This is a genomic window from Ramlibacter sp. (assembly GCF_035706265.1).
Classification (GTDB): domain Bacteria; phylum Pseudomonadota; class Gammaproteobacteria; order Burkholderiales; family Burkholderiaceae_C; genus Ramlibacter.
Map to the genome: position 1 here is coordinate 1 of NZ_DASSVG010000586.1, position 8,941 is coordinate 8,941.

An 8,941-nucleotide genomic window follows, 5' to 3' on the forward strand; every position below is an offset into this window, starting at 1 on the left:
AAGGCCGTGGCCTGGTCATCGGCGGCGACGGCGAACACCGGCTCGCCGCGGTAGCGCACCCGCTCGCGCGCCAGAGGCCATTCGTTCTGGGTGATCGGGATCACGCCGTAGGGGGCGCTGAAGTCCTCGCCGGTGATCACGGCGCGCACGCCGGGCATCGCCAGGGCCGCGCTGGCGTCGATGGCGCGGATGCGCGCGTGCGCCACCGTGCTGCGGGCGATGGCGCCCACCAGGGTCGGGCCGACCGGCAGGTCGGCGGTGTAGCGGGCGCGGCCGGTGACCTTCTCCACGCCGTCGATCAGGGGCGTGCGCACCCCGATCGAATGGGTGGGCGGCGCTGCGGGGCGGGCGGGAGCGTGCACGTCCTTCATGGGGTGGCCTCCGCGGCGGCCTGCACCGCCTCGATGATCTTGGTGTAGCCGGTGCAGCGGCACAGGTTGCCGGCCAGCGCCTCCTTGATCTGTTCCTCGCTAGGGTGCGGCACGCGCCGCAGCAGGCCTTCGGCGGCCATCACCATGCCGGGGGTGCAGATGCCGCACTGGGTGCCCAGCTGCTCGTGGAAGGCCTGCTGCAGGGCGCTCATGCGGCCGCCGCGCACCTGGCCTTCGATGGTCTCGATGGCCTGGCCTTCGACCGTGGCCGCGAGCGTCAGGCAGGCCAGGCGCGGCTGGCCGTCCACCAGCACCGTGCAGGCCCCGCATTCGCCGCCGTCGCAGCCCTGCTTGCTGCCGGTCAGGCCCAGCGTCTCGCGCAGCACCTCCAGCAGCAGTGCGCCGTGGGCGGCGGCGATCTCGCGCACCCGGCCGTTCACCGTCAATTTCAACAAGCGCGTCGGCATCTCAGGCTTCCTTCTTGCGCAGGTCGCGCACGCGCACGGCCTTGCCCTGCGAGCGGGCGACGGCGCCCGGATCCAGCACGGTGACCCGGGTGCTGATGCCGCACTGCACCTTGACCGCATGCGCCAGCTCGCGGGCGAGCCCGTTGTAGGTGGCGCGGTCCACGCCCGGCTGGGCCTCGACCTCGACCTGCACCTCGTCCAGCACGCCTTCGCGCGTGACCACCAGCTGGTAGTGCGGCGCCAGCTGCGGCCGCCCGACGATCACCGCCTCCACCTGCGAGGGATAGACGTTGACGCCGCGGATGATCAGCATGTCGTCGTTGCGGCCGGTGATGCGCAGGATGCGCGCGTGGGTGCGGCCGCAGTCGCAGGGCGCCGTGGTGATGCGGGTGATGTCGCGCGTGCGGTAGCGGATCATCGGCAGCGCCTGCTTGGTCAGCGTGGTGATCACCAGCTCGCCGGCCTCACCCTCGGGCACCGGCTTGCCGGTCTCGGGGTCGATCACCTCGAACAGGAAGTGGTCCTCCCACCCGTGCAGCCCGTCGCGGTGCTCGCACTCGCAGGCCACGCCGGGGCCCATGATCTCCGACAGGCCGTAGATGTCGACGGCTTTCAGGCCGATGCGGGCCTCGATCTCGGTACGCATCGCGGCGCTCCAGGGCTCCGCGCCGAACAGGCCGACGCGCAGCTTGCCCATGCGCAGGTCGATGCCCTGGTGCTCGGCCGCCTCGGCGATGGCCAGTGCGTAGGAGGGCGTGGAGCACAGCACCGTCGCGCCGAAGTCCTGCATCAGCGTGACCTGCCGTTCCGTGGCGCCGCCCGAGACCGGGACGACCACCGCGCCCAGGCGCTCGGCACCGTAGTGCGCGCCCAGGCCGCCGGTGAACAGTCCGTAGCCGTAGGCGTTGTGCACGACGTCCCCGCGGCGCGCGCCGGCCGCGTGGAAGGAGCGGGCCATCAGGTCGGCCCACTGGTCCAGGTCCTGCGCCGTGTAGCCGACCACCGTGGACTTGCCGGTGGTGCCGGAGGAGGCGTGCAGCCGCGCGAGCTCTCCCACCGGGCGGGCGAACAGGCCGAAGGGGTAGTGGTCGCGCAGGTCCGACTTGAGGGTGAAGGGCAGCAGGCCGACGTCGTCGATCGTGCGCAGGTCGCGCCCGCGCACGCCGGCGGCCTCCATGCGGCGGCGGACCGTCGGCACGTTCGCGTACGCGTTCTCGATGGTGTCGCGCAGGCGGCGCAACTGGAGGGCGCGCAATTGCTCGCGCGGCATGGTCTCCAGTTCAGGGTGCAGGTAGCGCGCGGGCGCGCTGGTTTCGATGGGGCGGATGACGGCGGCCAATGGTCACTCCTTGACGAGGGCGGTGCGCGGCACGCCGCGCACGGGCATGCGCGGCAGCGAAAAGCCTTGCTGGTAACCCGTGCGGGTGACCAGCGTGAACTTGAACCAGCCGCCGGCAAAGGCGGCCAGCAGGCCGGCGGCGGCGAGCAGCGTGGCCTGCAGCAGCGGGAGCGATCCCGTGAGCGCGGCGAGCGCCAGCGCGGCAAGGGGGGCGGCGGTGCCGGCCCAGAGCAGCACGGGCGCCTGCGCATCGATGGCGCGCAGGGCCGGCAGCGGTGCGTCCTGGCCCAGGCGCACGCGCCACAGCCGCCAGAGGCCCGCGCGGGCCAGCACCAGCGCCGCGAGCGGAAGGGCGAGCAGCAGCGAAGGCCGCGCCCAGGCGCCGAGCAGCCAGAGCAGGGCGAGTCCTTCCGTGAGGCCCGTGAGCACCAGCAGGGGCACGGTGAGCGGATGGCGCCAGGCGGGGATGCCGCGGGCGGCACCGAGGATGCGGGCCTGGCAGTACAGGAACACGAGCGCGGTCAGCGCCGTCGGCCACGCGCGCCAGTGCATGCCCAGGACCAGGCCGAGCCCCAGCGCGAACAGCACGACCGCCGCCAGCGCCTCGCGCGACATCCACGAGGTGCGCAGGTGCACCAGCACGTTGGGCGCGCGCAGCGGCCGGCCGATCTCCAGCCAGACGAAGAAGAGGCCGAGCCCGACCAGCCCCATGCCGGCCAGCACCAGCGGCACGCGCAGCACCTCGGTCGCACACACCGCGCCGAAGAAGGCCAGGCCCGAGCCGGCGCCGCCGCAGACGAAGTTGCCGGCGGCCCGCCAGTCCCAGTGCGGCTGCGGCCGCTGCAGGTGGCGCGTGTTCATGGCTTGCGATCCCACAGGTAGTGGAAGCCGGGGCCGGTGCCCAGCTCCTCGTTGATGCGGAAGTGCTCGTGCTTCGCCAGCAGCTGCGAGACGTTGCTCTGCGAGTCCTCGAGGTCGCCGAAGTGCAGCGCCTCGGCGATGCAGGAATTGACGCAGGCCGGCGTCGCCTCGGGGTCCACGCCGGGCTTGAGGCCCTTGGCGGTGCCGGCATCGATGCGCTCGACGCAGAAGGTGCACTTGGTCGCCACCTGGCGCTTGGCCGCGTCGTCGCGCAGCGCTTCGTTCTGCGTCGGCTCCTTGCCGTACGCGAACACGCCGGCCGGCGCCAGGAAGCGGGCCTGGTAGGGGCAGGCGACGGTGCAGTACGCGCAGCCGATGCACAGGTCGTAGTCGATGGTGACGATGCCGTCCTCGCGCTTGCGGGTGGCGGTGGTGGGGCAGACGTCGGCGCAGGGCGGCTCGTCGCAGTGCTGGCAGCCCATGGGAACGAAGGCGCGCTGCACGTCGGGGTACTCGCCCATCTCGATGTCCAGCACGCGGCGCCACTGCACGCCGGGCGGCGTGGCGTTGGCGTGCTTGCAGGCGGCGGTGCAGGTCTGGCACCCCACGCAGCGCCGCAGGTCGGCGACCATGGCCCAGCGGGTCATTTGAAATCCTCCCCCAGGCTCCGCACTGTGTGCTCCGCCTCTCCCCTCCGCAAGCGGAGGGGGCCCGCGCCTTCGGGCGGCCGTGCGGCGCTCATGCTTTCTCCTTCGCGCGCTGGAGCGTCACGCGCACCAGGTCGGCACCGGAGCCGGTGGCGTCGGTGAGGTCCATGCGCATCGGCGTCAGCGCGTTCATGCTGGGCACGTCGAACTCCTTGGCCAGCGGCGTGGCCCAGTGGCCGAACTGGCCGATCGCCAGCAGCGTGTCGGGGCGGATGCCCTGGCGCAGCACGGCCCGGCCGCTGATGCGCGCGCGCGGCGTCGAGACTTCGATCGGGTCGCCCTCGGCGATGCCCAGTTCAGCCGCCGTCCGCGTATTCATGATCACGCCGCGGTGGCCTGCGATGTTGTCGGCCACCTCCTTGATCATCTGCATGCCGACGTTGCCGCCCCAGGCGTATTGCATGCTGCGCGCCGTGATTAGCCAGAAGGGAAAGTCCTTGCCGCAGCCGCCTTCCTTCTCCAGCGCCGCCACCCAGGGCTTGCCGAAGTCCTTGCAGGCCGGCAGGGCCTGGTATTCCTTCAGCTGCTCGTCCCACCACGCCATGCCGTTCTCGTGCAGGCGGCGGCCCAGCTCCACGCCGACGCGGGCGAGGCGCTCCTGGTAAGGCAGCTCGTAGCGCAGGCCGCGCTCCACCATGGTGGGATGGAGGTACCACTCGCTGCGCGGGAAGGGCCGGGTCGCGAGGCCGTGCTCCTTCCACCAGTCGAGGCCATGCTGCTCGGCGCCGTCGGTGAGTTCGGAACTCGCTGCGCGGCAGATCGCGTCCCAGACCGCGTCGCGCTCGGGGGCCTGGTCGGTGGGCAGCGAGAAGTCGCCGTGCGGGCCCTTCAGCGGCACGCCGCCGGCGCCCTTGTTGATCGAGCGCACGTAGCCTTCGATCAGGCCCGTGCGGGCCGCCAGTTCGGTGGCGACCTCGGTGAAGTCGCGCGCCTGCCCACGGGCCTGCACCACCGGCTGGCGCAGCGCGAAACCCTGGTGGTCCCAGAACTGCTCGACGTACTTGGTGCCGCCGATGCGGATCAGCTGCAGGCTTTCCAGGTCCACCGCGTCGGGCAGCAGCACGTCGGCGAAGTGGTTGGTCTCGTCGCGCGTGTAGGCGAAGGCCACCACGAAGGGGAAGCGCGCCATCTTGTCGGCCAGCGCCGCCGTGTCCCAGAAGGAGATCGCCGGGTTGGTGCGGTAGACGAACCACACGTCCGGGAACGTCACGCGCGGCAGGCCGGTGGGCGTGGCGTCCAGGAACATCCAGGAGAAGTGCGTCGGCCCCAGGGCCTGGCTCCAGGGACCGTCGCTCGCCAGCGGCACCATGGTGCGGTAGGCGTTGCGGATGTTGGGCCGCGCCGACCAGTGCTGCTTGTCGGTGGGATTGAGCGCGAAGTGCATGAAGCCGTCGGCGCCGGGCTTGGCGCTTTCCAGCCGCTGCGACATCGGGCGGGCCAGCCGCACGGTGGTGCCGATGGTGCCGCCCGGCACTTCGAGCGCGCCGACCAGCGTGGCGAGCATGGTGCGGGCCCAGCAGCATTCGTAGCCGCCCCAGCCGTTGTTGACCGTCTTGCCCAGCGTGACGGCCACCGGCCGGTAAGGCATCTTCTTGCCGTCGATCTCGATGGTCTCGCCGACGCAGGCGTGGGCGAGGTATTCGTCGGCCACCTGGCGGATGGTCGCGGCCGGCACGTCGCAGACGCCCGCCGCCCACTCCGGCGTGTACGGTGCCATGTGCTGCACCATGCGGGTGAAGGCGGTCTGCCCCAGCAGGCGGCCTTCGGCCAGCAGCTCGCCGTCGGCGCCGATCTCGATCGCATCGACCTCGTAGCCGCCTTCCAGCGCCTCGCGGATGCCGGGCGTGTCGTGGGGGCAGGCGCGGCCGGTGTTCAGGTCCCACACCAGCGGCTTGCGGCTTTCCGGCTCGCGCAGGAAGTAGCCGTTGGGCCCCACGAGGTAGGGCGAGCCGGTGCGCTGCGCCAGGAACGGCAGGTCCAGCGCCTCGCGCGGCGCCTCGTGCAGCATCACGTGGATCAGCGCGAACAGGAAGGCGGCATCGCTCTTGGGCTTGATCGGGACCCACTGCGCCGAGCAGGCCCCGGTGACCGACAGGTGCGGCTCCACCTGCACCCGCTTCATGCCGCGGGCGCGGGCGCGCGAATGGCGCCAGATGCCGGCCACGCCGCCCGACGCCTCGATGTTGGAGCCGCAGGAGATCAGGTAATTGCACAGCGGCGTATCGGCCGAGACGATGAAGGCGCGGTGCCAGTACTCGCCGTACAGGTGCTCCGAGTGGTAGCACTTGACGCCCTGGCCGGAGCCGAAGCCCATGTCCACCGGCCCCCAGGCCGCGAGGAAGGCCGGGAAGGTGCCCATGTACGACTGGGGCGTGCCGCCGCCGCCGAAGCTGGCCGCCACGCGCGGGTAGCCGGATTCGTCGGTGAGGCCGGTCGCGCGGATCGCGTTGAGCTTGTCGGCGATCAGCGTCATGGCCTCGTCCCAGGAGATCGGGACGAAGCCGGGGTCCTCGTTGCGGCCCTTGCGCGGGTTGGTGCGCTTCATGGGCGTGAGGACGCGGTTCGGGTTGTACGTCTTCTGGATCAGGCCGAAGGCCTTCACGCACACCTTGCCGCCGCCCGGGTGCACGGCCGCGGCGCAGAAGTTCGGCTCCACCTCCGTGGCCACGCCGTCCTGCACCTTGACGGTGAGCAGGTCGGGGCCGGCCACGCACTGGTAGCAGTACGTGGGCACCCGGCGCGTGGCGGCCGCGACGGTCATGCGACCCCCACGCTTGTCACTTCGTGTACTGCGCTGCCCCCCGAGGGGGCCTTCGCGCCTTCGGGCGGCCGTGCGGCGCTCACGCCAACCCCGCCTTCTTCGCCTTCTCGGCGAGGCGCTGCTCGGTCGCGGCCGTGTCCACGACGAAGCGGTTGTGCACGGCGCGGCAGATCGTGTCGACGCCGTCGCTGCCGGTCACGGTGAAGGTGACGGCGCGCTTGTTGACGGCGGTGATCTCCACTTCGAGCGTGATCGGCATGCCGAGCAGCGAGGCCGCCAGGTGGTCGAGTTCGACGCGGGTGCCGACCGAGTCCTCGCCGGCATCGAGGTGCTGCAGCAGCAGGTTGCGGCAGGCGACCTCGATGTCGCGCACCAGCATGGGAGTGGCATAGACGCGGGCCTTCTCGCCCATGAAGTCGATGGTGCGGTCGCGCGTGACTTCGAGCTGGGCGGTGGTCTTGAGGCCGGGTTGGAGGCTGGCTTTCATGGGGGTCTTTCCTTCAGGCGGATCCGAGGTAGGCGCGCTGCACCTGGCGGTCGTGCAAGAGGTCGCGGGCGCTGCCTTCGAGCACGATGCGGCCCGTCTCCATGACGTAGCCGCGGTTGGCCACGCCGAGCGCGGCGCGGGCGTTCTGGTCGACCAGCAGGATGGTGGTGCCCACCTTGCCGAGCGCGGAGATGCGGGAGAAGATTTCCGCCACCAGCCGCGGCGCGAGGCCCATGCCGGGCTCGTCCAGCAGCAGCAGGCGCGGGCGCGCCATCAGCGCGCGGCCGATGGCCAGCATCTGCTGCTGGCCGCCGGAGAGGTTGCCGGCCAGCTCGCGGAACTTGTCGCGCAGGATCGGGAACAGGTCGAGGATGGGATCGAGGTGGTCGGCGCTGCCGCGGGCGAAGGCGCCGAGCCGCAGGTTGTCTTCCACCGTCATGGGCGCGAACACCTGGCGGCCCTCGGGCACCTGGATGATGCCGGCCTGCACGCGCTGGCGCGCATGCAGCTTCAGCAGGTTCTGGCCCTCGAATTCGATGCTGCCGCCGCTGGCGGGCTGCACGCCGGAGATCGTGCGCAGCAGCGTGGTCTTGCCGGCGCCGTTGGCGCCCACGATGGCGACCAGCTCGCCCGCCTCGATGCGCAGGTTCACGCCCGCGAGCGCGGGGATGCGGCCATAGCGGCTGGCGAGCGCCTTGACTTCAAGCATGGGCCGCCTCCGCTTCGTTCGCCGCTGCGGGCTCGGCGTTGCCCAGGTAGGCCTCGATCACGTCCGGATGGCTGGACACCTGCTGCGGCGTGCCTTCGGTGAGCTTGCGGCCGTGGTCCAGCACCACCACGTGGTCCGACACGCCCATCACGAGCGCCATGTTGTGTTCGACCAGCACGATGGTGGTGCCGCCTTGCGCGAGGCGGTGGATCAGCGCGTCGATTTCGCGCGCCTCGGTGGCGTTGAGGCCGGCCGCCGGCTCGTCCAGCAGCAGCAGGCGCGGCTCGGTGGCGAGCGCGCGGGCGATCTCCAGCCGCTTGAGCGCGCCGTAGGGCATGGCGTCGGCGCGCGTGTCCTCCTGCCCGCACAGGCCCACCAGCCGCAGCAGCTCGCGGGCCGCCTGGCGTGACTCGGCTTCGCCGCGCTGCAGCGCCGGCGTGCGCAGCAGGGCGGCGGTGAGCGAATGGCGCTCGCGCAGGTGCCGGCCCGTCATCACGTTCTCCAGCGCCGTCATGTTGAAGAACACCTGCAGGTTCTGGAAGGTGCGGGCGATCCCGGCGGCGGCGAAGCGGTGCGCCGGCTGGCCGGCGAGCTCGCGGCCTTCCAGCGCGATGCTGCCGGTGTCGGGCCGGTAGATGCCGCTCAGCATGTTGATCAGGCTGGTCTTGCCGGCGCCGTTGGGGCCGATGATCGAGTGCACGGCGCCGCGCTCGAAGCGCAGGTCGACGTCGGCGATCGCCTTCAGGCCACCGAAGGACTTGCAGAGGCCGTTCACTGCCAACAGCGTCATTGCGGCCTCCCGCCCCACCAGCGCGCCAGCGTGGGCACCAGGCCCTGCGGGAACAGCACCATGGTGGCCACCAGCACGGCGCCGAAGACCATCATCTCGTAGTCCTTCAGCACCGTGAGCAGCTGCGGCAGCACGGTCATCACGGCCGCACCGACGACGGCGCCGAACACCGAGGCCATGCCGCCGAAGACGACCATGATCACCAGCTCCACCGAGTGCAGGAAGGTGGCCTTGGCCGGCGTGATGAAGCCGGCGTAGTGCGCCGTCAATGCTCCGGCCAGCGCGGCGAGCACGGCCGACAGCGTGAACACCTGCAGCTTGAAGCGCGCGCAGTCGATGCCCAGCGTCTGCGCCGCCACCTCCGAGCCGTGCAGGGCGCGCAGCGCGCGGCCGTTGGGCGAGTCGATCAGGTTCAGGGCCAGCCACACCGTGGCCACCAGCAGCGCGCC

At 71.6% G+C, this 8,941-nt stretch carries 9 protein-coding genes and 1 pseudogene; all 10 read right to left on the reverse strand.

What is annotated here, in order from left to right; all coding sequences use genetic code 11:
- A pseudogene (locus tag VFM98_RS21040) lies at nucleotides 1-371 on the reverse strand (xanthine dehydrogenase family protein molybdopterin-binding subunit); the annotation flags it as partial.
- Nucleotides 368-838, reverse strand: coding sequence for a (2Fe-2S)-binding protein (locus VFM98_RS21045; RefSeq protein ID WP_325111845.1), 471 nt, complete (start codon nucleotides 836-838; stop codon nucleotides 368-370). The gene VFM98_RS21045 and the pseudogene VFM98_RS21040, both read right to left, overlap by 4 nt.
- Nucleotide 839: 1 nt before the next feature.
- Complete coding sequence (locus VFM98_RS21050; RefSeq protein ID WP_414709062.1) at nucleotides 840-2,165, reverse strand: phenylacetate--CoA ligase family protein; 1,326 nt, start codon at nucleotides 2,163-2,165, stop codon at nucleotides 840-842.
- A 15-nt stretch (nucleotides 2,166-2,180) separates the two neighbouring features.
- The gene (locus VFM98_RS21055) at nucleotides 2,181-3,038 is read right to left on the reverse strand and encodes a DmsC/YnfH family molybdoenzyme membrane anchor subunit (RefSeq protein ID WP_325111846.1); all 858 of its coding nucleotides are present in this window, start codon (nucleotides 3,036-3,038) and stop codon (nucleotides 2,181-2,183) included.
- The gene (locus VFM98_RS21060) at nucleotides 3,035-3,685 is read right to left on the reverse strand and encodes a 4Fe-4S dicluster domain-containing protein (RefSeq protein ID WP_325111847.1); all 651 of its coding nucleotides are present in this window, start codon (nucleotides 3,683-3,685) and stop codon (nucleotides 3,035-3,037) included. Before VFM98_RS21060 ends, VFM98_RS21055 begins: the two co-directional genes overlap by 4 nt.
- Before the next feature lie 91 nt (nucleotides 3,686-3,776).
- Nucleotides 3,777-6,506: a molybdopterin-dependent oxidoreductase gene (locus VFM98_RS21065; RefSeq protein ID WP_325111848.1), complete on the reverse strand. Its 2,730-nt coding sequence runs from the start codon at nucleotides 6,504-6,506 to the stop codon at nucleotides 3,777-3,779.
- A 79-nt stretch (nucleotides 6,507-6,585) separates the two neighbouring features.
- Nucleotides 6,586-6,993: a thioesterase family protein gene (locus tag VFM98_RS21070; RefSeq protein WP_325111849.1), complete on the reverse strand. Its 408-nt coding sequence runs from the start codon at nucleotides 6,991-6,993 to the stop codon at nucleotides 6,586-6,588.
- Between the two features lie 13 nt (nucleotides 6,994-7,006).
- On the reverse strand, nucleotides 7,007-7,702 hold the full coding sequence (locus VFM98_RS21075) for an ABC transporter ATP-binding protein (RefSeq protein WP_325111850.1): 696 nt from the start codon (nucleotides 7,700-7,702) through the stop codon (nucleotides 7,007-7,009).
- Nucleotides 7,695-8,492: an ABC transporter ATP-binding protein gene (locus VFM98_RS21080; protein ID WP_325111851.1), complete on the reverse strand. Its 798-nt coding sequence runs from the start codon at nucleotides 8,490-8,492 to the stop codon at nucleotides 7,695-7,697. The genes VFM98_RS21075 and VFM98_RS21080 overlap by 8 nt, the downstream gene beginning before the upstream one ends.
- Nucleotides 8,489-8,941, reverse strand: a 453-nt coding sequence (locus VFM98_RS21085; RefSeq protein ID WP_325111852.1) for a branched-chain amino acid ABC transporter permease, incomplete at its 5' end; no start/stop codon positions are given. The genes VFM98_RS21085 and VFM98_RS21080, both read right to left, overlap by 4 nt.

What these genes read in the sequence shown, in the direction of transcription:
- VFM98_RS21045 (WP_325111845.1), bottom strand. Translation starts at nt 838, where the DNA reads ATGCCGACGCGCTTGTTGAAATTGACGGTGAACGGCCGGGTGCGCGAG.
- VFM98_RS21055 (WP_325111846.1), bottom strand. Translation starts at nt 3,038, where the DNA reads ATGAACACGCGCCACCTGCAGCGGCCGCAGCCGCACTGGGACTGGCGG.
- VFM98_RS21060 (WP_325111847.1), bottom strand. Translation starts at nt 3,685, where the DNA reads ATGACCCGCTGGGCCATGGTCGCCGACCTGCGGCGCTGCGTGGGGTGC.
- VFM98_RS21065 (WP_325111848.1), bottom strand. Translation starts at nt 6,506, where the DNA reads ATGACCGTCGCGGCCGCCACGCGCCGGGTGCCCACGTACTGCTACCAG.
- VFM98_RS21070 (WP_325111849.1), bottom strand. Translation starts at nt 6,993, where the DNA reads ATGAAAGCCAGCCTCCAACCCGGCCTCAAGACCACCGCCCAGCTCGAA.
- VFM98_RS21075 (WP_325111850.1), bottom strand. Translation starts at nt 7,702, where the DNA reads ATGCTTGAAGTCAAGGCGCTCGCCAGCCGCTATGGCCGCATCCCCGCG.
- VFM98_RS21080 (WP_325111851.1), bottom strand. Translation starts at nt 8,492, where the DNA reads ATGACGCTGTTGGCAGTGAACGGCCTCTGCAAGTCCTTCGGTGGCCTG.